The following is a 24677-nucleotide window of genomic DNA, read 5'->3' on the forward strand; positions in this document are numbered from 1 at the left end:
TCAACAGACTGCCAGGATTGAATTTGCCAGGAGGCGAAGTACGAATGCATCGCATAGACAAGAGTATGGCCAGAATTCCGATGCTCGTCGCGACTGCATCTCTTTTCCATCTGGCAACGGTATTACCGCAACGCGGAATGCTGACATTGCCGCCTCCGTCTCAACTCTCTGACGAGATTGACTATCCGTTTGGCCCCAGGTTCATGTTGCCGCTCGACGGATACCATCAGAACGACACTGGAATTCCGGAAGACACGAGGCTACCGCAGGTCCAGCATCAAACGACGATTCAGGATGACAAGGAACAATGAACCGAGAACAACTGGTCGTGCTCAAACAGAACGCCGAATCGACCCTCAGCGAGCTGGTTGACATCCTGAATCATTCCCCGCATCTATCGGGACTTGTCAAACCATTAATTCATTCAACGGAGATTCTGAGCGATTTTCAGACGCTGGCGAATGACAACCCTGAAACCGCAGAACAATTACTCCGAATCGCAATGGCATTTATGGTGAACCACCACACTGTTGCGGAGATCAGTTCGAAGCTCAAATAACGCCAACGCCTCCATTGAACGATTGCATGAACGGAGGGCTGGCGGGTGAATCAGATCAGCAATTCTGTGTTGAACTGATTCCGGGGTCTTATTCAAATCGTTGAATTGCAAACCAACATTCCGGCAAATAGAATCCGGCGCCACGCGGCTGTGGTGTAGTGGTAGCACAGTAGCTTCCCAAGCTCCTGGTGAGGGTTCGATTCCCTTCAGCCGCTTTTGGATCTAAATCGTTTCCTTTCCGTGAGTTACGGAAGCCTGCTCTTTTCGGGCAGTGAGGATAATCAGCAATCACTCCCCGCTTCGGTCTTCCAGAACGGGTGCGTGGAATTCTGAAAAGCCTGCAATCGGTTCGATAGTTCTGAATTCAGTTGACGAATTGTAACTGTTCAGGCTCGCCCACCGGTTGACGGAAAACGTGGGTTGCCGGGACAGCATCGCTTGCCCGAACTCAGGGCTGGCATCCGACAGATTTCGCTGGAGTGGAAAACTGGCCAGGCTGATTGTTCGGTGCCAGCCTGTTCTAAGTGCGATGCGAGCGTATGGCATCCAAAACAGAACGGCTGATAGTCGCCGAATGAAACCGGGGCTACACGCTGATCACGATCGGAATCGCTCGGTTAACAGTCCGACCGAAGTGTGACAAATTATTTCCGACTATGGTGCTCCGATGCTGACGCTGGCAGTTCGTCTTCAATTACTCACCAGTGTTCTGTTGTTTGCCGGATGCGCAGAACCGCAGCCAATTTCAAGCAGTGAAGATACAGCGGCCGCACGCGACGAAGCCAACGTAACAGAGGACGCCGAGGAGAAAACGAAGCACCCCAAACAGACGGACGCGTCACCGAGCGACGACAAACCAGAAGAGACTCCCAATGAGTTCATGGGCAAAGTTATTCGCGTTTTCGACGGAGATATGATCGATATCCTGAAGGATGATATGACGACCGTTCGGATACTCTTGCACGGTATCGACGCTCCAGAGATTGAGCAGCCGTTTGGTAACGAGGCACGTGAGTATCTGAGCCGAGTGATTGGGGGCAAAGTTGTTCGAGTGGTTCAGAAGGACAGAGACAGTTCCGGGGGGATGATCGGGGATGTTTACATCGAAGCGACAGCGGTCTATTCAAATCCCGCAAACGTCATTCTTCCCGACGTCTTTCTGAATCGAGCCCTGGTGCAGAATGGTCTCGCCTGGCATCAAAAACAAAATAACGCAGACGAGCGGCTTGCCTTCGATGAGGTGAAAGCCCGAAAAGAGGAACTTGGATTGTGGTCAGATCCCACACCGATTCCGCCATGGGACTGGCGGAAGCTGTCGCAGGAAGAAAGAGAGGAACGGCAGTGATTTTTGCTATCCGTTGAAAAACCGGGACATGCACGCAGGACGACTGGAAGCCATCGTGCCTATAGGTCTCCTGCTCGAGCCAGTCCCGTTCTTCAACAGGCTGTTCGGTTAGGTTATCGCATCAAGGTCCGCGAGACTATTGAGGAGTTCGATGCGGGTTTGGCAACGTTCAGCTGCTTATAAATTCCCGTTGAGTCGTGCTCTTCTGCGTCAACCTTGGCTGCGTCAACCCTGGCTGCGTTTCCTGCGGCGGCATTCTGTTTGGGAGGACAGGAAGAGTTTCATGTAGTCTGCTACACGGATACGCTCGTCTGGACTCTGTCCGCCAACGAACTGGATTCCCACGACGCCATCGACTTGACGGACGACAGTGGCGTCAAGTCGGGATTCCAATTGCGTGGGAAGCAGCTCGAGACGGAATGTCACGTTGAGATTCTGCCCTTTTTTCAGGGAACCTTGTGAAAGTTTCACTGCCGCGCCAGTTTGGCTGAGATCGACCACTGTGGCGAAGATGATGCACGATGGGGTGCTGAGCTCACATCTGAGCGGAAAGCCGCTCGGCAGTCTCAGGCGAAATGTCGATCGGCGACTGGAGATAAGTCGTTCGTCGTTCTGCATGTTCTGTTCTTGATATGAGCGTGAGATTGCTGGTCAGGGTGCGGGTAACTCCACCATCGAATCAACACGTTTGGAGTTGCGGAAGTTCTCTCATTTTTCCCGATCTATGCGTCGTTCAGTGACAGGAATGCTGCCCTTTGAGCGGCTGACATCGCGCAATACAGGTCGAAAGAAATTCCTGGACGGGCTATTCTGATTCTGCCGTTGAGTTATCCTTTGTGAGTTCCAGCGACGATTGGCTGGTCGCGTTCCTTTCGTTCGATGGCTGGATATTCAATTGTGGCAGAACCTGTGAATCATTCGGCGGCTCTTTTCAATTTGACCCGCCTGCTACTGGATGAACGCAACGAACAAGGCTGGTGGACCGGAGAACTTTCGACGTCCGCCTTGTCGACGGCAACAGCCTGCATGGCTCTGAATCTCGCGATCAGATCGTCCGAAGGGGGGGCGGCAGAATGGAAACAGTTGCTTGAGAATGGTCTTCAGTGGCTGGCAGACAATCAGAACGCTGACGGAGGCTGGGGCGACACCGTTCTAAGCATCAGCAATATTTCCACAACGATGCTCGCGAATGCAGTTCTCGTCGCTGCTTGTCCGATTCTTGCCCCGCAACTCGCAAATGCCTTTGACGAGGCAATCTCACGATCCCGGAATTGGATCACAGATGCCGGAGGTGTTGCGGCCGTGTTGCGGCGATACGGCACTGACCACACCTTCTCCGTGCCCATTCTGACTCACTGTGCGCTGGCAGGAATTGTCGACTGGAAGCAGGTGATCCCGTTGCCGTTCGAGTTGGCTTGTGTTCCTGCGAGGTTTTACGCGGCCGTTCGAATGCCTGTTGTTAGCTATGCACTCCCGGCATTAATTGCAATTGGTCAGGTGATCTTTCGGCACAGAGGGCACTGGAATCCTTTGATGTCAGCGATTCGACGCATCTCCATCAGACCGACGCTGAAGGTACTGGAATCTATCCAGCCAAGTCACGGGGGTTTTCTTGAAGCAACACCACTGACCAGTTTTGTGTGTATGAGCCTCCTTGGATGCGGGCTGCATGATCACCCCGTCACTCAGCGATGTCTTGAATTCATCGAACGATCTGTTCGACCTGACGGAAGCTGGCCAATTGATACAAATTTGTCGACGTGGGTAACGACGCTGAGTTTGAATGCACTGTCGTCTTTGCCTGACTGGGATGACCAACTTTCAGGAGACGCTGTTGATGAATCCGTGCCAAAGACCACTGACATTGAACCAATTCGTCAGTGGTTATTGAATCAGCAATACAAGTCTGTCCATCCTTATACAAATGCAGATCCCGGTGGTTGGTCATGGACAGATTTGCCCGGAGGCGTTCCTGATGCCGATGATACTCCCGGGGCTATGCTCGCGATCATGAATCTGCGTCGGTCTCATGAGTCTCTTTCGGCCGATGAACGCAAGGCGCTCCGGAATGCAGCGGTCTGGCTGCTGGACCTTCAGAATCGGGACGGCGGATGGCCCACGTTCTGCCGGGGTTGGGGGAAGCTGCCATTTGATCGGAGCTCCTGCGACATCACTGCCCATGTGGTCCGCGCACTGTTCAAATGGCAGAATCGATGTCCTGAGGATGCGTCTGCAGTGAAATTAACGGAAAGAAGCTATCGGGCGATTTCGGCAGGGTTGGGTTTTCTGAAAAGCCAGCAAAGCCCCGATGGGACCTGGTTGCCCCTTTGGTTTGGTCATCAGTTCAACGCCAATGACGAAAACCCGTTGTACGGGACAGCGAAAATCGTCACCGCGCTGGGTGATCTGGCAGTTGGGTCCGGCAGGTTTGCTGAAGAGGCAATGGCCCTGGCACGGCCAGCTGTCTTGTGGCTTCTGCAGAACCAGAATGTGGATGGAGGATGGTCAGCAAGGCGAGGCCTGGAAAGTTCCGTCGAAGAAACGGGAATTGCTCTTGAAGCTCTGGTGTGCGACCCGTTGCTCGATGATTCAGGAATGTCGACCGACAAAATTCGATGCGTCCTGGATGCGGGAGCGAACTGGCTCGCCTGTCGGGTGAATGAAGGCACAGTGCAGTCGGCTTCGCCGATAGGATTCTATTTTGCAAAACTCTGGTACTTTGAACGGCTGTACCCAACCATTTTTGCACTCGGCGGTCTCGCCAAATGGCAAAACTGGGCAAAAAGAAAAGCCGCAACCGGCGGAAATGCACCAGGTTAGAGGTTTGCGCCAGAAAGATCGACCGGAAACTCGACGCAAGGGGTTCATCCGGTGATGATACGTCTATGATCCGTAGTGTGCGAATTGGATCACCGGCTCCATGACTTTCAATCACGGGAGTAGTTTGTGTCTATTGTTCCTGCCACTCAGAATGTGCTCGACGATTCAACCGAGAAACGCGACGACAATGCGCCGTCAACTCGCCTGCCTGCGAAGAATGAGCACCCCGCCACGTCGAGCGACCGCAGTCACGTTTCTGACTCACCAGTTTCTGTCTACGATGAAATGGAAGAGGATGCTCCTGCACCGGTGAGAAAGAAAGGGCGGCGGAGAAGTACAACTCATCTGAAAGCAGTCCCTGAAACTCTTGAGCTGCGAGAGAAGGTAAAGCTGGCGGCCGAGCAATACGCCCGCGAACTGGACCGCGCCAGGGCTTTCACTCGAGACGAGCTGGAACATCACGGACGCACCTTACTCGAGCAGCTGAACCTGCCCGAAAAGTACCTTGGCTTTTCAATGGTGATGGTTGGCAATTTCTTCTGGAAACAGCAGTTTCTTGCGATTCCGTTCAATCGCCGAATGCTGTTATTGCCCCACTGCCTGAAACATGCGGAGGGTTGTCCGGCCGAGTACACCCAATTCGGGCTGGATTGCGAACGTTGTGGGGCGTGTTCGATCGCCGACTACAAGGTGCGTGCGGAGCAACTCGGATACAAGGTGCTGGTGGCAGAAGGTTCGCCCGTCGTTCTGAAAATTATTGTGTCCGGTTACATTGACGGGATCCTTGGTGTCGCATGCCTGAATGTGCTCGAGAAAGCGATCGATAAGGTCCTGATCGCGGGAGTACCTTCATACGCTGTCCCACTGCATTCCGGCGATTGTCTGAATACGACGCTCGACGAATCGTGGGTTTGGGATGTGCTGGACAAGTACGAGCCACTTCCTGACAAAACGACCGTCAGCTATGTGCCGTTGATGCGGGCGTCCTCCCGAATGTTCGAAGGCGACTTTGAACGTCTGATTCCTCGGATACGGACAAAGGATGCTTCTCGGCGGGACACGCCGGTTGCCTTCACTGAATCGATTGCTTACGAATGGCTGTCAAAGGGGGGAAAGCGATTTCGTCCTTTCATAACGCTCGCGGCCTGGTATTCCGCGTCAAATTCCGAAACGCTGACCATTGGTTCCGAAACGCCCGCGATTCCCGATGCTGTATGTCGGGTGGCAATGGCCATCGAAGCTTTTCATAAGGCATCCCTGGTTCATGACGACATCCAGGATGACGATGCGTTCCGCTACGGTCGCGAAACGCTTCATCGTAAACATGGCGATGGTCAGGCGATCAACATCGGTGACTATCTCATTGGTATGGGTTACCGGTTGATTTACGCGGCACGAGAATTGAGCTCGGACGTGGCGGCCGACATTCTGGACAGCATGTCCACCGCACATATTCGACTTTGTGACGGGCAGGGAGCGGAAATGCGTTTTCAGCAGTCTCCAAACTGGGACATTACTCCGCTGGACGCACTACAGATTTATGCATTAAAGACTTCGCCTGCTTTTGAGGCAGCGCTTTACGCAGGACTGAGGCTGGCAAACCACCCGCTGGCCAACTCCGAAATCGTACCGCAGTTCTGTCGTCACGTGGGCGTTGCATTTCAGGTGCTGAATGACCTGAAAGACTGGTCCGGGGACGCTGATAACAAGATGCTGGCAGGACAGGATGCCTTAGCACTCCGGCCGACCGTCCTTCTGGCTCTGGCGTTGAAGGACGCGACGGATGAACAGCGTGAAACTCTGCGGAAGGTTCTTGTCGATGCCGAGGACGCGGGTTCAGAGATTACTCGCATTCACAGAATCAGAACAGTATTCGAGGAATGCGATGTTTTTGAAAAAGCAGAAGTCATTGTCGATTGCTCACGCGAGAAAGCAGAAGCGTTGATTGAGCGTGTTGAGGATGAACGGATTCGCGATCTGCTGAATTTCTTTCTCGAAACCGTACTTGCACGGGAAGGGTCTCCGAGTGCTCTGCCTCAAACGCAGGAATCATCGACCCCGGTTTTTGCCAGTCCTGGGGTACCGAGCCCCGCCGTGTCCCTGGTTCCTTTAAGAATTCCGAATTCGGTCTAGACTGGGCCATCGATTCCAATATTCCACGATGGTTCGGCCTGCACATTGTCTTCAACCGTTCGACATTTTCTGGAACTCATTCGTTTCAGCCACACTGTTTTCGCATTGCCGTTCGCATTACTGGCGGCTGTGATGGCGTGGTTTGAGCCCGGTACCGTTTTTCGAGTTCGGGATCTCGTCGGAATTCTTCTTTGTATGGTATTTGCTCGGTCCGCAGCGATGGCCTTCAACAGGCTGGTGGATCGCCGGATCGATGCCGCGAATCCCCGAACGTCCGGACGCCATATTCCAGCCGGACTGCTTTCTGTCAAGGCCGTGGTGGCGTTTACCATTATCACCAGTCTGGCGTTTCTGGCTGCCACACTGGTGTTTCTCCCTAAGCTATGGCCCCTTCGGCTTTCGATTCCAGTACTCCTGTTCCTGCTTGGCTATTCGTATTCGAAACGCTGGACTAGCTTGTGCCACTACTGGCTGTCAGCTGCATTGATGATGTCCCCAATCGCCGCCTGGATAGCCGTGCGTGATGAAATCGCGCTGCCGCCGCTGCTGCTTGCCGGCGTTGTGTTTTTCTGGGTGGGTGGATTCGACATTCTGTATGCATGTCAGGATGCTGAGTTCGACCAGACATCCAGATTGCACAGTATTCCAGCCAGATTTGGTATACCGCGGGCGTTGCAGATCGCATTCGTCAGTCACGTAATGACCATCGCGATGTTGTTTCTCTTGTGGTGGTACGCAAGCATGGGCAAGATTTTCCTAACGGGCAGTATCGCAATTACCGGTCTGTTGTTCTATGAACATTCTCTGGTTAAGCCCGGCGATTTGAAGCGGGTAAACATGGCGTTCTTCAACGTGAATGCAGCCATCAGCTTCGGTGTTTTTGTCGTGGGTACTCTCGACCTGTGGCTCAAAGGATAAACAATGAACTTGTCACCCGAACCAACACTCGCGTCAATTGCTGATAAAGTGATGGCTGGTGAACGACTGACTTTTGATGAAGGCGTGTGGCTTGATGAGACAGCTGACCTTCATTCGCTGGGACAGCTTGCGAATATTGTGCGAGAACGGCGGAATGGAAACATCGCATACTACAACACCAACATCCATCTGAACCCTACAAACGTCTGCGTTTATCGATGTCGGTTCTGTGCGTTCCGAGCAGACCTGAAAGACGAAAAGGCGTACACATTCACGGATGAGATGCTGCGTGAACGAGTCCTCGAAGGTCGTGCATCGGGGGCCACTGAAATTCACGTTGTTGGTGGCCTGCATCATAAGAAGAGCTTCGACTGGTACCTGAATGTGATTCGGGTGATTCACGAAACGTGCCCGGAGATCCACGTGAAAGCATGGACGCCCGTCGAAATCAGTTGGTTTAGCTTTATCACGAAAAAACCTGTCGAATGGGTCCTGAAACAAATGATGGATGCGGGACTTGGCAGCATGCCTGGTGGTGGCGCGGAGATCTTTGATCCGGAAGTACGAGGGCAAATCTGTGAGCACAAAGCTGATGCGAACGTTTGGTTTGACGTGCATCGCGCGGCTCATCAACTGGGGCTGCGTTCAAATGCAACCATGCTTTATGGTCACATCGAGAAAGCTCGCCATCGAATCGATCACCTCATTCAGCTGCGAAATCTTCAGGACGAGACGGGAGGATTCCAGACATTCATCCCACTGGCTTTCCACCCCGAGAATACCGAACTTGCTCACCTGAATAAGCCGGACGGATTGTTCGATCTTCGAATGGTCGCCTTGTCGCGACTTATGCTCGACAATTTCGATCATATCAAAGCGTACTGGATCATGCTCGGTGAGCAAACAGCTCAACTTGCGCTGTCCTATGGTGCAGACGACATGGATGGTACGGTTGTCCATGAACTGATCTACCACGACGCCGGAGCGAAGACACCGGAAGGACTGACTGTGGAATCATTGCATCAATTGATTCGTGAAGCGGGCCGGGAACCCGTCGAACGTGACACGCTTTACCGGAGGGTGATTCGGAATGGGGCCGAATGGTCGGTTGGGGAGAATGCAGCTGTGCAGGGATCCTGATGGACGCATCCTGAAATTGTTGTTTTTCCGGGCCTGAACGGCGGGATCTGTTCGAAGAATTCTCCGCCTGCTCGACTGGCGAATCATTTTCGGCCGCCGGGGCTAACACATCAGAATAAATCTGAGATGACATCGCCTTCTGAAAGCAAATTGAACGGTCGACCTTCGGCGTCCACTGCCTGAAGGTCCTGAATTCCCATGGCATGGTAGACGGTGCGTGTGACGTCGGCTGGGGTCAACGGCTTTTCTGCCGGGTATTCGGCGAGTCGGTCGCTGCTTCCATACGTTTGTCCTCCCTTGATGCCGCCTCCCGCCATGACATCTGTCAGGCAGTGTGTCCAGTGATCTCGACCAGCACCGGCAGCTCCTCCGGAACGACGATCCCCGATTTTTGGCGTCCGGCCCATTTCGCTGGTGACCAGGACAAGGGTTTGTTCAAGCAATCCGCGATCAGCAAGATCTTCGATGAGCGCGGAATAGCACCGGTCGAATTCAGGCAGAAGGTAGTTCTTCAGGCAATTAAAATTGTCACCATGGGTATCCCATCCACCCGCGCTTTTGCAAGCTTTGGCGAGCTTCTCGTTTTCCTTCCAGAATACCGTGATGAAAGGAACCTCAGCCTCAACAAGTCGCCGCGCCATCAGAAGACTCATGCCGTTCACCGTTTCGCCGTAGCGTTGTCGAAGCGATTCCGGCTCTGACGAAACATCGAATGCCTCAGCAGTCTGCGACGATGTGAGCAGTGAAAACGCGCGGTCCTGCTGTCTCGACCAGGTGCCGGCCGGGGCGATTCCGTCAAGAAGTTGTCGTGAGCGGTCCACGGCAGAGAGCAGTTCTCGTCGGGAAGTCATTCTTCCGGGATCATTGCCCGACATAAGTTCCAGTGAAGGTGCGTGGAACCTGAGTGGCTCGACTGCATTCCCCTGCAGGTATAAAGGGTCATGTTCCACGCCAAGCTTTGCGGAAAACTGACCTGGCCGTGTGTAGGGGGCTTTGCTGGGTTTGTGGGGTAATGTGATGGCGTTCGGCAGCCATGGATGTCGGGGCCGCCGCGAGGCGACGACGGAACCCATGAATGGCCAGTCATCAGCCATCGGCGTGCGATTATTTCCCAGCGACAGAAACGTAGGGTCCGGCTCATGACCGGTCAGGTTGTAATAATAGCCCGCGTGATGATCATTAGTATTCACCTTTGCGCCAACCGAATTCAGCAGCGCAAGGTGATGTGCCTGTCGTGATAAGAGGGGAAGGTGTTCTGAAAGCAGAACTCCGGGAGCCGACGTCGAAACAGGATTGAATGGCCCCCGATACTCAATCGGTGCTTTCGGCTTCAGGTCCCACATATCGATATGTGAGGCTCCGCCGCAAAGAAAAAACAGGATTGTCGACCGCGCAGGCCCCCTTCGCACAAGCCCACCGTCGCTTGTCTCGCCCTGAACGCGTGACGTATTGCCGAAAACGGGGCTACCAAATGCAAACCCAGCCCCGCCAACTGTAGACGCGACAAGCATTCCCCGACGTCTGATGGCTGGTGAGGTGGTTACAGGCGAAGCTGAAGCCGAGCGATTCGTCATTATTCGTCATCTCCTGTCGACATTACCGGCACGCAGCGACGAGGCGTGGGGGAAATCAGAGTCAGGTCAGTATCTTTGAAATGGGTTCGCCTTCGTGAGCAATCCTGAATGGCCGACCCGACCCGGAAAAGAATTCTTCCTTCAGAGGCAAGCCGCAGGCAGCCGCAATTGTTGCATTCAGATCCTGTGGGTAACAGTGCCCGTCTTCTACTGAACGACCTTCTTTATCGGTTTGTCCAATGACCTGTCCGCCTTTGATCCCGGCTCCGGCAAGCATGCAACAGAACGCTGCCGGATGGTGATCTCGACCGGCATTCTGGTTAATCGTCGGCGTTCGGCCGAATTCTGTCCCCAGAACTACCAGTGTCTTTTCCAGCAGTCCTCGCTGCTTCAGGTCGTCCAGTAATGTCGTCACTGCCTGATCCATTTCGGCAGTCTTCTGGATGAGATTTGTTGATGAATAGATATCGTTGTGATTGTCCCAGCCGCCGTATTCGACTTCAACGAAGCGAACTTTTTTCTCAACCAGTCGTCGTGCAAGAAGACAACCCTGCCCGATCCTGTTTTCACCATATTGTTCTCGGACTTCCGCAGTTTCTTTGCTGATATCGAATGCTTCAAGATCCGGGCTCTGCAGCAGCCTGACAGCTTCGCGGTAATAGTCAAGATAAGCATTGACTTCAGTCGTCGGATACCGCGATCGGAATCCACTCTCAAACTTACCAATCAGCCGCTGTCGAGCCTTGAAATTCTTTTCGTCCAGGTACTTCGGAGATCGTGTGTTCTGCAATCCAAGTTTGGGGTCTGCGACGGGTGCCGGCGAAAATTCTGCATCCAGATATCCCTGTCCCGGGTGTCGGTTCGCTCCACCAATCACCACGCTCCCCGGCAAATCCTTGTTTAATTTGCCTTGAACATGTGCCAGCCACGCGCCGAGAAATGGGTGGCGAATCGAACCGATCATCTTGTAACTGGTTCGCATCAGGTAGACGGCCTGTTCGTGGGCGCCCGTTTCAGTTGTCATTGAACGAATCAGTGCGAGCTGGTGCATCTGTTTCGCAAGCAATGGCAGATGATTTCCCAGACTGATACCCGGCACAGACGACTGAATTGCTTTCGTCTCCCCACCCGCATCGGTGCCCGGCTTGGGATCGAACGTATCGATGTGGCTCATCGCTCCGTTCATGAACAGGTAAATAACATGTTCGGCCCTGCGGGCAGCCGTGGGCGAACTTGCTGCAAACAGCGCGTCGGCATAATTCAGAATACTGACACCCATGGCGGATCGAGCCAGTTGTTCAATGAATGTGCGTCTGCCGGGCAGATCTGTTTTTTGCATTGTCGTCAGCATCGATGATTCCTTCAGGCAAACTGCTCAGGAAGCCGTCCGCTCAAGAGTCCTACTGAATAAAAAGAAACTCTTTCGTGTTGATAAGTGCCCAGATCACATTGCCGAAACCAGCTGCACCTGCCGTTCGGATTTCATTTCTGGCGACATCCTCTTCGCTGCTTTTGGGGGCGCGGGTAAGGATGCTGTAGAAGATGACATTGATGCGATCGCTCACCGGGCCGACCCGAAGGACGTTGTCGTAGATGACGGATCCCTTCTCCAGCATCATATGGGTGATTTCTCCGTTAAACATGGTGAGGATCTGACCCACACTACCGTCCGTATTGGCAGCATCAATCAATTCGCGATCCCCTTGCCCAAACTGCCGAAGAAAGTGGTCCGGCGGCAAAGGCAGGGGCAGTTCAGAGGCACGTTCAAGCGTAATCTGGCCCTTGTACGTATTGCGTTGACGGGTCAGTTTTCGCTGGGCAGCAGCACTGAACGTCGCGTCGTATTGCTCTGCTGCTTTCTTGACATCCTCCGGAGTGGCTTTGTCAAGATCCAGGTCAACAGCGTCCGCGAGCTTTCCTGTGGAAGGGCGCGTAAATGACTCGAAATCGTAGACAGCCAGTGTCAGCAACGAATCCCAGATTTGTTCAGCGGTCATCCGGCGGAGGACAGGGCCCGGAAAGTAGTATGGTTCTGTAAAATCGATATCCGTGCCCGTGGCTTCCCGCTGCCAGGTCCGCGTGTTGTAGATAATGCGTTGAAGCTCCCGTGTGTCGAAACTGAGTCGGATGAGTTCCGCTGTGAGAAAGTCAAGCAGTTCGGGATTTGAGCAAAGACTGTCGTCCTTGATATCACTGACGGGTTCAATCAGTCCAATCCCAAAAGCATGTTTCCATAGTCTGTTGGCAATGTTCTTTGCGAAGCGAGGGTTCTCAGGAGATGTCATCCAGCGCGCCATTAGTTCTCGCTGCGACTCCCCCGGCCTGGCTTCAGGAATGGAACCAAATATTGGTTTCGGTTTCACGAGATCGTTCGGCTTGCCATTGTCGTAGGCGTAGTCGTGTGGCAGTTTGAGTTTCCTGCCCGGATTCTCCCAGACCTCAAACAGGTTCGCGTTAATCATTCGGCTGTACGAACCATTCGTATTGAACGAAGGGTCCTTCTTCTTCATTTCGTCACGGAGTCGGGTCAGCGGATTGCCCTGAGTGAATTTCTTCTTGTCTCCAACTCCGGCTCTGGTCAGCGTGCCGTATGTGAACGAAGCCATCTCATAGTATTCATGCTGGGTCCACCGATCAAATGGATGATCATGGCATTGCGCGCATCCGATCTGAGTCCCCAGAAAGACCTGAACCGTGTTATCCACGTAGTCCAGGTCCATTCCGGAATCACGCATGACATAACCGACGGCGGGGTTCTCCCAAATCCTGCCTTCGGCAGTCAGCATTTCGTACACCCATTTATCATAGGGTGTGTTTTTAGCGATCGATTCCTTGATCCATTCGTGGTAGGGCTGAGCAATCTGATTATTGTTGGTGGGGTGGTCCTTGAGTCGAAGAGTGTTGCCCCAGTAGTTGAACATGTGGCTGACGTGGTCCTGAGATCCCAACAACTCATCCACCAATTGTGCCCGACGGTCCGCGTCGCCAGACTGGACAAACGCACCGACTTCCTCCAGCTTCGGAATTCGCCCGGCGATCTGCAGGTAGGCTCGGCGACAGAAAAGTGAATCCGGAAGCGTGGAGTTCGGCGTCACGCCGTGCCTGGAATACTGGGACTCAACCAGCTTATCGATTCGGGAAGCTGCTTCGAGTACGGCGGAACGTCGCCCCGAATCGAGCGGCTTCACAGGCGGTCCCTCGACTTTTCCGGAACCACGGGGGATGCGACTTGCTGGTGGTGCCTTTTGGGCAGGCGCCGAATCAAATGGAATACAGAGGATGAGTCCAAAGATGAAAGCAGACGACTTCAGGAAGCGGAAACCCACGCGCATAAGACTGGTCTCACGTTCAGGTTGCTCTGGGCGGACGATAGCGTCTTGATTCGATGCAAAGATGTCTGGGAGCCGTCAAGGACGACGGGCAGGAATTCTGTCAGGGCGAAGGCACGTTGACAAGCTCCGTATTTTGTCCTGGGGTGTAAAAGTTGCATTGAAGCATCGGGGGGTCAGGCAGGTCTTGTAGAAGTTACAGCCGGCCTCTGGAGTGCGCTTCTTCCAATATCTTCTGTCGCCATGAATTTGACGCGAGCAGAAATTGCGATTTTGGGCCGCTCATCGCCTTTCGCCGGAAGCTGCGGCGATTTCTGCCCGGTGGATCTGATTGAAATGGTCGATATGTTATTGCTTTGCGATTCAACGGGAAACTCGTCAGAATCTGGACCTGTCTGGCACAGGGATTGCCTGTTGGAAGGGGTACTTGTGCAGAAATCCAGGGGTTCTCAATCGAACTGAGGGAAGTCTGAACCAGTGTGGCTGATCCAAACCAAAAGTCTGTACGACGCGCTGAATTGGCCGCTGCGCAGCTGGATTCATTTCGCCATCGCGCTACTTGGACTGGTCGTGCTGATTTGGGCGATTGTTCGATTGGTTGCGCGAGTGAACGAAGATACTGATCCTGCCGAAGCAGAACACGATATGCTGCTGGTGCTTGCTGAATTACGTCGTGAGGGTGACCTCACACAGGAAGAATTCCGATCCATCAAAAGTCGTTTAGATCAGAAGAAAGACGGATCTGTCCAGTCAAAAACCAGGACCGCATCTGCCGCAGAAACTGCCGATGATGCGGGTGGTCAAGATCAGGGCACTGTGAATCGAAAAGTCAGGCCTCTTCAGTCTGATGAGGTCCCTGAATCAGGAACAGGAACGGCTGCAGATTCAACGGGTGAACCGTCACCCGGGGATGAGCAGGATTAATAAATCACCCATTTACAAACAGGCCGCCTCCACAAGAGGCTGTCGTCGAATTCGGTTGGCAGGGATGCCGACGGTTTTGGAGTAGCCATCACCTGCAACCCATTCGTCCAGTGAAGTTTGTTCTACGGACTCTCTCCTCCGGAGCCAGGAAGGACAAACGAGCGGATGACTGACCACCAAAGGGATAACAATGCCATCAGGTAAGGAATTTGGAACAGGTAAGTCTTCACAAAGCGGCAAACGAAACGCGAATTGTTCTTTCTGCCGAAAGAGCTACCGCGAAGTTGGTCCGCTTGTAGAAGGCCCGGAGGATGTCTATATCTGCGGGGAGTGTATCGAGCTTTGTCAATCGATACTCGACCAGGAACGTCGTCGCCGTGGGTCAACGAAAAAGATGTTCAACCGCGTGCCAACGCCGCGGGAGATCGTTTCAGAACTCGACCAGTACGTGATTGGGCAGGATCGATCCAAGAAGCTTCTGTCGGTTGCCGTCCACACGCACTACAAGCGTTTGATGCACAACCTTGAGGTTGGCAAGGAGGATGTCGAAATCGAAAAATCGAACATCCTGCTGATCGGACCTACGGGAAGCGGAAAAACACTGCTCGCCAAGACACTGGCCAAGTCGCTGCAAGTGCCCTTCGCAATCGGGGATGCCACGACGCTGACAGAGGCCGGTTATGTGGGCGAAGACGTAGAGAACCTGCTTCTCAAGCTGCTTCATGCAGCCGATTTCGATATCGAAGCCGCTCAGCGCGGTATCATCTTCATCGATGAGATCGACAAGATTGGCAAGACAAGCCAGAATGTCAGTATCACTCGGGATGTCTCAGGCGAAGGCGTACAGCAGGCGTTGCTGAAGATGCTTGAAGGTACGGTTGCGAATGTTCCGCCACAGGGCGGTCGTAAGCATCCGGAGCAGCAGTATATCCAGATCGATACCACCAACATTCTGTTCATCTGTGGCGGGACGTTCGTCGGTCTGGAAGACATTATTGCTCGCCGAATGGGCAAGAAGGTCATTGGATTCGGCAATAAGTCCGACACTGCAGAAGAGCGGCTCCGCGAAGAACTGCTTAGCCAGGCCAATGTGGAAGATGTCATGGAATTCGGTTTGATACCGGAGCTTCTCGGGCGCCTTCCAGTCCTGGGATCGCTGGCTCCGCTTAACGAAGATGCTTTGATGCGTGTGCTGACCGAGCCGAGGAACGCGTTGACTCGACAGTACAAGAAGATGTTCGAGATGGAAGAGTGCGAGCTCGATTTCAGTGAGGGGGCCCTCCGGGAAATTGCACGTCTGGCCCGAACACGCGAAACCGGTGCCCGCGGGCTCCGTAGCATCGTCGAAAGCGTGATGTTCGATTTGATGTTCGAACTGCCTGAACTGGAACGCGGCCAGAAATTCCTGATCACTGAAGAGATGGTTCGTGGCGAACGAAACGTCATTCAGAAGCCTGATTCTGCCGCAGCATAGGGGTCATTTGAAATCGCGTTCTCAACTCATGAACCGACGGACGGCCTGCTGAAATCTCAGCAGGTCGTTTTTTCTTTTGCGGCATGATCATTAGCTGATGTTCAGGTCAGCTCTCGCGTCACGCGCATTCAGCAAATGTGTGTTCCAGTCTCCGGCCAGATAGAGAGAACCTGCCTTCGAAAATGCCGCAATAGGTGGCTCGTACATTAGCACACCAGAGCCTGTGTCTTCGATGAGTCAACTCGGCAATGGGTTCGGAAAGGCATTGTTCTGCAGGACGGTTTCTGGCCCATGGAGGAACCAAAGAGAATGGGCGATGGCAACTGGATCATGGCTGGTCTGCAGGTGATCGATGGAATCGGGAAGGCAAACAATCCTGCCGCTGTGGCGATCAGTCATGGAGACAACCTACTCGCCCGGGATCTTCTGACGATTCCCAGAGCCAATGATGTTGCGTTGTGGGGCGAGTCAGCCGTGGTTGTCCATGGACATCGTGTGACGTGTATTTCCCGCTATGGTCGCCCCATTGAACGCGACGAGAAACTCGACATCGCCTGTTCAAACAACGAGGGGCGTGGTGCCAATCGAAATTCGGCTGAACTTGCGATTTCTGGATTGGTATCCCCAACGCAGCATTAGGATGGCCAGCCGAGGAAGTCCTTGATGCAGGCAATGCCTTCAACTGCTCTCAGGGACTGTTCGCGTGTGTTTGAAGAGAACACTTCGCGTAGCATCTGGCTGCTCTCAATGAGCGTTTCGTTGCCGTCAGACAGCTCTAATGTTGTTGTAGTTCGCCGGATTGGTATTTCGCTCGCAGAGTGCGGTAGCGGCGTTCCAGGATCACTGTGATCAACGCGATCAGCACAAATCCTCCGTACTTGATGACGGGGTGGTCCCGATCAGCCACCTTTGCAATCTGTTCGGCAAAAAAGTACATGATGCCGTTGCCCAGAAAGCTTCCGAGTACGATACCGGTAAAAGTAGCGAACCTGCTCATCCCAAGAAGGCGGCCAAAAACGGACCCACCGACGGCTCCTGTTGCGGTGAGTGGGAACATCACGAAACCGGTCAATCCAACAAATGTCGCTCGACGCATCCATGGATGGGCATCCAGAATAAAATGCCCGTCCGTCACGAGTGCCAGAACGCGAGTACCGATCAGGGGGATTCTGAAGAGGAATCCGATATGAAATGCCAGGACAAGCGCTGTCATGACATCCATCCACATGACCAGCAGGAACAGGTGCTCAGCAGAAAGTGGGCCGCTGAAGTCCAGGAATGCGGCTTCAGAGCCTGTCAGAATAATGAATCGTCCCATGACCCACGCCGACAATGCGGCCGCTCCGACAATTCTCCCCGCAAACTTCGTCCCCGCAAGCACCGCCAGCAATGCTGTGGCAACAATGGAGACTGCGAAGGGCCCATAGAGGGTCAATCGCCAAAGCAATGGTGAACGTCGTCGGAAATCGTCTTCCGTCGAGTGCAGTTCTTCCATGTCGACGGCGTCCGCGTTCGCAGGCTGCTGGGCCTGCAACTTTGGGATCTTTTCCGCTGCGGAATCCGTGTCGATGCCAGTTGGGGGCTGAAATGCGTTTGATGGAAGATTCATTGAGATACGTCAGCAACTTGAATCGCTGAATGCTGGACCAATCGTATCAGGCCGACAAATGGGATGCCCCGAGTAAGAATGCCGAACCAATCGGGATGTTGCCAAACTTACCTGCCCGTGTCGACAGTCACTCCGCTGCAGTCGACATCATTCCAGATGAACAGAAAATGACGCCCCCGATAGAACGGTAGATCGTGCAGAATGCGACTTTTCCAGCGGTCGACTTCTTCAGTGTGCGCTTCCGTACGGGCTGAGGCTCCACTAGTATCCTTCCGAAGGAACCCGCTGGAAATCCCGTATTGCCGCACGGAGCCATTGGGAACCGGTTTCCGTTTATCTGTCCACCATGATTTTGTGACCACCTGAAAAATCGAGCCCAACCGACATGACACAACCGAATGCCTGCCTCGATCGTCGTCAATTTCTCTCATCGACACTTGCGGTTACCGGGATGGCGGCAACCGCGGCCGGAGTTCGTTCAGCAAATGCCGACGAATACGCAGCAGATGCACCGCCGGTCCGATATCCGGATCCGCGTCTCATCAAATTGGATGATCGTTTCAGCAAGCTCATTCTCGGGAACACGCCTGTTCAGCGGATTTACCACAGCAAGAACATGCTTTGGGCAGAAGGTCCGGCATGGAACGCTGTTGGGCGATATCTCTTGTGGAGCGATATCCCCAATAATGTTCAACATCGCTGGCTGGAAGAGGATGGTCACGTCAGTGTCATGCGGAATCCCGCGAACAACAGCAATGGGAATACGTTTGACTTTCAGGGACGCCAGATTTCCTTTGAGCACCTGACCCGCAGTGTTGTTCGGTACGAACATGATGGGACGCGGCAAGTCCTGGCGAATTCGTTCGAAGGGAAATCATTAAATGCGCCGAATGACGGTGCTGTGCATCCCAACGGCGACATCTGGTTTACCGATCCGGGCTATGGTGGTCTGATGGACTACGAAGGTGCCCTGGCCGATACCGGGTCGGTGCAGCCTTACCAGAAGGAGGCGGTTTATCGAATCGATGCCAGCACCGGCAAACTGCACCAGATGACAGTGGACATCAATAAACCAAACGGACTTTGCTTTTCGCCGGACTACAGGAAACTGTATGTCGCTGACACCGGAGCATCGCATTATCCGAACGCCCGAAAGGAGATCAAAGTCTGGGATATTGTCGGAGAAAAGAGCCTGGCAAACGGGCGCACCTTCGCGTCAATGATGATGGAAGGATCAGGAAGTGAACCAGGGCCAGTCGGTGGTTTTGCCGATGGGATTCGTGCTGATATTCACGGCAATATCTGGGCAAGTGCTGGGTGGGTGGGTGCCGGGTACGACGGCGTTCATGTGTTTGCTGCCGAAGACGGCGTTCGCATCGGACAGATTCTGCTGCCGGAAATCTGTAGCAACGTTTGTTTTGGTGGCACGAAAAGGAATCGATTATTCATGACCGCCAGTCAGTCAGTCTATGCCGTTTACGTAAACACGCGAGGTGCCCACCTCACGTAAAGGCAAGCCCGACGTTACTGCTTTTGAGCGGTAGCAATTGGCCCCTGGCCGCAAGATGTCTGTGAGTCTGCTGCAGTGTTTATTTTCTGCGTGATGGCCTCGCGTTCCGTCTGTTTCCAGTCTTTCACGCTGAAATTCTTCAGGGAGATTCTGCCAACGTGTGGAGTCGAGAAATACCGTTCAAAGTTGATATCGCCGGTGTCATCGAGATCATGGGGTCGTCGCTGTACAGTCGACTGGACACTCCTGTCAGAGAACTCATTCAGAATGCGCACGACGCCGTCATGCGCAGAAGGCGGCGGGATCTGGATTTTCGAGGACGAATTGACATCCAGCAGGATGCCATCGCCAACACGCTGACGTTTAACGACGATGGGATCGGCTTAAGTGTCGAGGAGGCTGAACAGTTTCTTGGCACACTGGGGATTGGGATCACGGGTTTGCTGAAGGGCCGTGGAAGTGACGAACAGAGGCAGAGCGTCTCTGGTGATGGTTCTCACTTGATCGGTCAATTTGGAATTGGACTGTTCAGCGGGTTTCTTCTGGCTGATCGGATCCGTGTCGAGAGCCGATGCGAGGATACTGAGGAAGCCGTTTGCTGGGAAGCCGGCGCGGGGACCAGCATAAAGTTGTCTGAAGGCAGCCGGGATCAGGTTGGCACCACGGTGACCCTGTTCTTAAAACCTCAGTTCCACGGGCTCGCGGAAGACGCCGATCTGCTGGAATCCACAATCAAGGAATACGCGGACTTTCTAACGGTTCCGATTTACCTGAACGATAATACGGCTCGCGTTAACATCATCAACGCGTCGTGGTTTCAACCCACTCCTGATCCCGAAGAAGTAGAACTCGAATTGGCGAGTTACTTCAGTGAATCGCCTCTGGATGTGATACCAATCCGGATTGAAAAGCCCGTTGGAATTGCCGGCGCGCTGTATATCTCACCTCAGCGAACGCCTGGATTTGCAGATGAAGCTACGGTAGCCGTCACGGTGCGACGGATGGTGATTTCGCGAAGAATTCGGGAACTGATCCCACAGTGGGCCAGTTTTGTTCGCGGGGTGCTGGAACTGGAAGGCTGTTCGCCCACAGCAAGTCGCGAAGACCTCGTACGGGACGATGCTTTTCGTCGCGTCCAGTCAGCGATCAGTGAATTCATCTACGAACACCTGGAACGAATTGCTGTTGAACAGCCTTCGCGACTGGAAGCCATCGTTAACTGGCATCGCTACACGCTGACCGGAGCATCTTTGGGTGAACCACGCCTGAGAGCCATTCTGCGGACTGTCTACCGCTGGCAGACATCTCAGGGGCAGATGACATTCGATGAAGTAATCAAAGCCAGCCAGGCAGACCCACTTTTCGAATCGGATGCAGACTGCGTCGTTTGGTATAACGCAGATCGCCGACAGGAACGCTACATCGACGATGTATTTTCCACCGTTCCATCACCGTGTGTGCATACATTGCGTAGTTTCGAGGAATCGTTGCTGGCAGCGATGATCGCAGATACCTACGAGAAACATATTGACCTTCGATCAGCAAGTCCTTCGTCTGCCAATTTCGCAGAGTCGGTTCTTGGGATATCCGAGATGCAGGACGCTTCTGCAGAATGGTTGGAATTCATGAATTCGACCGGGGCGTCAATTCTTGTCGCGTCATACAACGCTTCACAACCGGTTGTCGCGTTTCTTAACGAGCGTTACGAGCTGGCTCAGACCTTCGAAGATCTTCGGAAGGGCGGTGATATACCGCAGGGATTTCAACGGCTGATAGATGCCCACTTCCAACAGGCGCCGACTGGCCGCAATGAAGTCATTCTGAACCGCGAACATCGGCTCGTTCAGAGGGCGTTGAAGCAGGGAACTTCAAGCCCGCTTGCCAGTGTCCTTCGACTTCTGGTCAATAATGCGCTGACCGCAGCTGGTGCAGGCAGAAGTCGTGATGCATCGAAGGCCCAGATTGAGGACCTGGACTGGATTGCCGAAGCACTTTGGGGGCGGGACTGAATGAGCCAGAGCAGAACGATAGCAGCGTCCCTGCAACAGGAACCGTAGTCACCGAAAACAAAGCATCGGGAGATGCATTGAAGGCTTATCGGCGTTTTGGCTTCGGATCCAGATTGAGATCAATCTGACCAGGCTCCAGCGTCGATTCCACCCCGTCTGCAGGTATCTCTGTTCCCGAGATCCAAAGCATCGCATTCAGAACGACTTTCCTGAAATTATCGTTGCTCCAGTTGTCGTGAAAATGTCCACCGGTGAATCCGAATCCGCGGCCACCATCCGGACGTTCTACGGCCCACATCATCGCCTCAGCTCTTCCGCTGTTTGCTTCGATGTGTGCGTAGGGGCCTTTGGGATAGACATAGGGGCCGTCCCGAACGTCATCCGATGCGACCGCAACAAGCAGAGGGAAGAACTTCACTCCATCCACCTCAGCCGGCTCGTTGCCAGACAGGTCCGCAATAAACCTTATGTTAAAGTACCATTCATCACTGATCCTGAAAGGCTGGACGCCACGAGTCACAGGATGATCAGGAAGAACTGAAAAGTTAGGCTCCCAAATTGGATTGCAGGAAAACATGTTTTCGTAGTGCCCGCCAATCCATCGTTTCATTTCCTGCCCGGCCTGATCGGGAACCACCTCCACTCCGTAGTGCATACAGCCAATTCCGACACCTCTTTTTACCCATTCGTCGATCAATTTCAGACGGCGACCGTTCTCCTGAACGACTTCATGCTTACCTCCGCCGTCCATGTAAAAGACCACCGCGTCGGCGTCGGCAAAGATAGACTCGTCTCTGGGCCATCCATTCAGGACGAATTCAACCCTGAGTCCAGGAACGTTCTTCAGGCACGAAGTCAGCAATTGTACGCCTGCGTTGAATTCATGCATCCGCGGCGGGTGCGATGGCTTTCCAGCGATAATGACCAGCTTCTGATCCGCAGGTGCGGACGATGCGGCGATCGCCAAAAAGCAGGCCGTCATCAGAAACGGACGCAGTCGGGTCAACAGGATTTGGACGATCATCAGATTCAATTCCCCAATACATGTCAGTGGGTTTCATGAAGCCCGACCAATTTACAGCAATGTCCTTTGAATGGAAGGATGGAAGTTCAATCGAAGTCCCGGGGCCCCGGAAAGGCAAAGTCCGATCTACCTCATACCGGGCTTTATCGTCCCCCCACCCTAGTCGTCAAAGTCCCTGACCGAATTCTCCAGCGTCTTCATGATCGCCATGAAATCACCGCTATTCGAGAGGATCTGTGCGCCCTGCTGCCGGCGAATCTGCAGATCCGCTTTGGAGCTGACAGGCATTCCCCATGCCTTGTTATGTTTTTTGCAGGCTGCTGCGGTCGCTGCAATGCCTGCCTCGAGCGTCAGATTTGTGGGGACCCGCTTGAGTCTCAAACCCAGGTCACCAGGCCCGACAAACAAACCATCCACTCCGTTGGTCGCGGCAATGGCATCCACGTTCTCGACGGCCTGAGGAGTCTCGATCTGTACAACCAGGAATGTTTCTGCGTTGACTTTCTCAGGATAGTCGGCGGGGAAGTCGACGTGGTAATCGGCATCCAGTCCGGCTCCATCCTGACCGCGGTCACCAATCGGTGGGAATTTGACCGCATCAACCAGAGCCCTGGCTTTTTCAGGGCAGCTGACATGAGGGATCATCAAGCCTGCAGCACCGTCCTCAAGGTAGCGGTAGAGTCGGGATTTCTCCAGCGTTGATGGTCGCACCATGATATCGATATTGTGAAGATGCGAATGAACCAGCAATGTCGCGACCTGTGAGTCACTCAGTCCACGATGCTCCAGATCCAGCCAAATGCAGTCATACCCAAAATGAGCAGCATGCTTAACGAATGCAGGAATGAAATGCCCCAGACAACACATCCGTACCGTCTGCCCGGCTCGAATTCGGGCAAGAGTCTTGCTGCTTCGCATGAACGATAAGTCTTAATAGGTGAAGAAAATGGGCAGGTAACCACACACAAACGGCTCTGTGTACAGAGTTTGTCAGCGGGAAACGTACCACAGTACTGCGTACAAGGCGGACAAACCGGCAACAATCTTGACGAACATCAAAATGCTGGTGGCGAGGATGCGCTGTGGCATTTCATATCGAGTCGCGCAGTAGACCAGGCTGATACAGGCTGAAAGCGGGATACCGTACAGCAGCATAATGTCATGCTTTCCAATCGATTTTCAAAAACAGCGGATAGTTCTGGCAAGAACTTGACGCCGCACAAAGTCACCCCATGAATTCCAGATCCAATTGCTGCAGGGAGTGGTCCCCGCCGTGACAGTCCTTCCACGTCGATTCTCGGGCGTGTTCGGTGGAGCTGAGTTTCATTCTGGTGGTGCAGGAGCCTTGCCAGCTTCGCCTTCTTCAGTTTTCTCGTCGCCATACCCGTAGGCTGGACCTTCAATCGCATCCCAGATGACCAGCAGATTCAATAGTCCTGCGATCCAGGTGAATACTGTGGCGATATCAAAACGACGGCCCAGCTTCCCATGCAGTCGGTCCAGTTCATTACTGTCCCGAGGTGCCTGAAACCAGTTCACCATGCTGCGATGGATGCTCCCCTCAAGCGATCCGACAGCCGCACCCGATCCGGCAGGATCCATGACGGAGCAAATCAGTTCACGATTCGGTGACCCGTACACTTCCCGACCAAGTCGAATCTCTCCTCCCAGCGGCAGTTCAACATCAGTGCCGTCGTCGAACTGGCCTTTCAGGGTTCCCGTCACGACTCGACTTCCGTCGGGATTCGCTGGCTCAATAAGAACCTGACCTCTGACCGTGCGGGCAACCGAGCTCAACCCATCGCCTCGTTCACGTACAACGCCTACAAAGTCACTTTGAATGGATGAGGTCAGAAATTCCACAACTCCAGCGTCTGACTTGAATCGTAGCTGCTGGAGGAAGGCCGGTAGTGCCGGAATCCCAACAAGTGCCTGCGCGCCGTAGGCGAAGGTCATTTTTGCTGCCGGCGGCCCCTTTTCCAGCTGAATCGAGGTGCCGCGACCTTTGGGATGGGCAATCTGACTGTACACGGGTTGAAGATTACCGATCAAAAGTCCCCAGAAATACAAGAGAAGAATGCAACTGGAGAACAACGTGGCCTTAAACCGGCGACCCTGGTACCAGTGGCCAGCGCCGGGCATCGCCAGCGCAAGGACGCCTGCAGCCAGAGGAGATTTGAAAGAGATTCGAGGATCTCGCATAGATCGACTTTCGTCCCGGTTTCTCTGTGACGGGGGCTTCGTGACTGAGTGCTTTGACTGGCCGACGATGTTAGCAGGAATCTGAAAACCTGTCAGGTCTGTTTAGA

General features: G+C 53.6%; 21 protein-coding genes and 1 tRNA gene. 14 read left to right on the forward strand and 8 right to left on the reverse strand.

The window, feature by feature from the left end; translation table 11 throughout:
- Window positions 1-44 precede the first annotated feature (44 nt).
- From R3C20_13165 to mqnE, 9 genes are all read left to right on the forward strand, one after another.
- Window positions 45-311, forward strand: coding sequence for a hypothetical protein (locus R3C20_13165; GenBank protein MEZ6041450.1), 267 nt, complete (start codon window positions 45-47; stop codon window positions 309-311).
- Window positions 308-559: a hypothetical protein gene (locus R3C20_13170; protein MEZ6041451.1), complete on the forward strand. Its 252-nt coding sequence runs from the start codon at window positions 308-310 to the stop codon at window positions 557-559. The genes R3C20_13165 and R3C20_13170 overlap by 4 nt, the downstream gene beginning before the upstream one ends.
- Before the next feature lie 144 nt (window positions 560-703).
- Window positions 704-774, forward strand: a tRNA-Gly gene (locus R3C20_13175).
- A gap of 452 nt (window positions 775-1226) precedes the next feature.
- Window positions 1227-1904, forward strand: coding sequence for a thermonuclease family protein (locus tag R3C20_13180; GenBank protein MEZ6041452.1), 678 nt, complete (start codon window positions 1227-1229; stop codon window positions 1902-1904).
- A 216-nt stretch (window positions 1905-2120) separates the two neighbouring features.
- Entirely contained in the window at window positions 2121-2366 is a 246-nt protein-coding gene (locus R3C20_13185; GenBank protein ID MEZ6041453.1) for a hypothetical protein, read from the forward strand.
- 417 nt (window positions 2367-2783) lie between these two features.
- The gene (locus R3C20_13190) at window positions 2784-4724 is read left to right on the forward strand and encodes a prenyltransferase/squalene oxidase repeat-containing protein (GenBank protein ID MEZ6041454.1); all 1941 of its coding nucleotides are present in this window, start codon (window positions 2784-2786) and stop codon (window positions 4722-4724) included.
- Between the two features lie 126 nt (window positions 4725-4850).
- A complete protein-coding gene (locus R3C20_13195; protein ID MEZ6041455.1) occupies window positions 4851-6857 on the forward strand; it encodes a polyprenyl synthetase family protein in 2007 nt (668 codons plus the stop codon).
- A 45-nt stretch (window positions 6858-6902) separates the two neighbouring features.
- Window positions 6903-7775: a UbiA-like polyprenyltransferase gene (locus tag R3C20_13200; GenBank protein ID MEZ6041456.1), complete on the forward strand. Its 873-nt coding sequence runs from the start codon at window positions 6903-6905 to the stop codon at window positions 7773-7775.
- A gap of 3 nt (window positions 7776-7778) precedes the next feature.
- On the forward strand, window positions 7779-8915 hold the full coding sequence (gene mqnE, locus R3C20_13205; protein ID MEZ6041457.1) for an aminofutalosine synthase MqnE: 1137 nt from the start codon (window positions 7779-7781) through the stop codon (window positions 8913-8915).
- A gap of 110 nt (window positions 8916-9025) precedes the next feature.
- Here the strand turns inward: mqnE and R3C20_13210 are convergent, their stop codons facing one another.
- The 3 genes from R3C20_13210 to R3C20_13220 all read right to left on the reverse strand — a co-directional run bounded on the left by R3C20_13210 (window position 9026) and on the right by R3C20_13220 (window position 13821).
- Complete coding sequence (locus R3C20_13210; protein MEZ6041458.1) at window positions 9026-10489, reverse strand: DUF1501 domain-containing protein; 1464 nt, start codon at window positions 10487-10489, stop codon at window positions 9026-9028.
- 61 nt (window positions 10490-10550) lie between these two features.
- Complete coding sequence (locus R3C20_13215; protein MEZ6041459.1) at window positions 10551-11840, reverse strand: DUF1501 domain-containing protein; 1290 nt, start codon at window positions 11838-11840, stop codon at window positions 10551-10553.
- A gap of 49 nt (window positions 11841-11889) precedes the next feature.
- Window positions 11890-13821 (reverse strand): DUF1549 and DUF1553 domain-containing protein, encoded by a 1932-nt coding sequence (locus R3C20_13220; GenBank protein MEZ6041460.1) that lies wholly within the window; start codon window positions 13819-13821, stop codon window positions 11890-11892.
- A gap of 474 nt (window positions 13822-14295) precedes the next feature.
- Here R3C20_13220 and R3C20_13225 point away from each other — a divergent pair, with 474 nt between their 5' ends.
- The 3 genes from R3C20_13225 (at window position 14296) to R3C20_13235 (ending at window position 16855) form a co-directional block, all read left to right on the forward strand.
- The gene (locus tag R3C20_13225; GenBank protein MEZ6041461.1) at window positions 14296-14742 is read left to right on the forward strand and encodes a hypothetical protein; all 447 of its coding nucleotides are present in this window, start codon (window positions 14296-14298) and stop codon (window positions 14740-14742) included.
- A 190-nt stretch (window positions 14743-14932) separates the two neighbouring features.
- Entirely contained in the window at window positions 14933-16216 is a 1284-nt protein-coding gene (gene clpX, locus R3C20_13230) for an ATP-dependent Clp protease ATP-binding subunit ClpX (GenBank protein ID MEZ6041462.1), read from the forward strand.
- 291 nt (window positions 16217-16507) lie between these two features.
- Entirely contained in the window at window positions 16508-16855 is a 348-nt protein-coding gene (locus tag R3C20_13235; protein ID MEZ6041463.1) for a hypothetical protein, read from the forward strand.
- A gap of 136 nt (window positions 16856-16991) precedes the next feature.
- On the opposite strand, the gene R3C20_13240 is transcribed toward R3C20_13235, so the two are convergent.
- Window positions 16992-17825 (reverse strand): small multi-drug export protein, encoded by an 834-nt coding sequence (locus R3C20_13240; protein ID MEZ6041464.1) that lies wholly within the window; start codon window positions 17823-17825, stop codon window positions 16992-16994.
- Between the two features lie 385 nt (window positions 17826-18210).
- Between R3C20_13240 and R3C20_13245 the strand changes: the two genes are divergently transcribed.
- Together R3C20_13245 and R3C20_13250 are read left to right on the forward strand one after the other, a co-directional pair.
- The gene (locus R3C20_13245) at window positions 18211-19335 is read left to right on the forward strand and encodes an SMP-30/gluconolactonase/LRE family protein (GenBank protein MEZ6041465.1); all 1125 of its coding nucleotides are present in this window, start codon (window positions 18211-18213) and stop codon (window positions 19333-19335) included.
- A 158-nt stretch (window positions 19336-19493) separates the two neighbouring features.
- Window positions 19494-21344: an ATP-binding protein gene (locus R3C20_13250; protein ID MEZ6041466.1), complete on the forward strand. Its 1851-nt coding sequence runs from the start codon at window positions 19494-19496 to the stop codon at window positions 21342-21344.
- Window positions 21345-21429: 85 nt separating this feature from the next.
- Here the strand turns inward: R3C20_13250 and R3C20_13255 are convergent, their stop codons facing one another.
- The 4 genes from R3C20_13255 to R3C20_13270 all read right to left on the reverse strand — a co-directional run bounded on the left by R3C20_13255 (window position 21430) and on the right by R3C20_13270 (window position 24570).
- Window positions 21430-22368, reverse strand: a complete 939-nt coding sequence (locus R3C20_13255) for a ThuA domain-containing protein (protein MEZ6041467.1) — start codon at window positions 22366-22368, stop codon at window positions 21430-21432.
- Window positions 22369-22527: 159 nt separating this feature from the next.
- Complete coding sequence (locus tag R3C20_13260; protein MEZ6041468.1) at window positions 22528-23286, reverse strand: aldolase/citrate lyase family protein; 759 nt, start codon at window positions 23284-23286, stop codon at window positions 22528-22530.
- Between the two features lie 72 nt (window positions 23287-23358).
- A complete protein-coding gene (locus tag R3C20_13265; GenBank protein ID MEZ6041469.1) occupies window positions 23359-23523 on the reverse strand; it encodes a hypothetical protein in 165 nt (54 codons plus the stop codon).
- Window positions 23524-23691: 168 nt separating this feature from the next.
- Window positions 23692-24570: a DUF6677 family protein gene (locus R3C20_13270; protein MEZ6041470.1), complete on the reverse strand. Its 879-nt coding sequence runs from the start codon at window positions 24568-24570 to the stop codon at window positions 23692-23694.
- Window positions 24571-24677 lie beyond the last annotated feature (107 nt).

Source organism: Planctomycetaceae bacterium (assembly GCA_041398825.1).
Classification (GTDB): domain Bacteria; phylum Planctomycetota; class Planctomycetia; order Planctomycetales; family Planctomycetaceae; genus F1-80-MAGs062.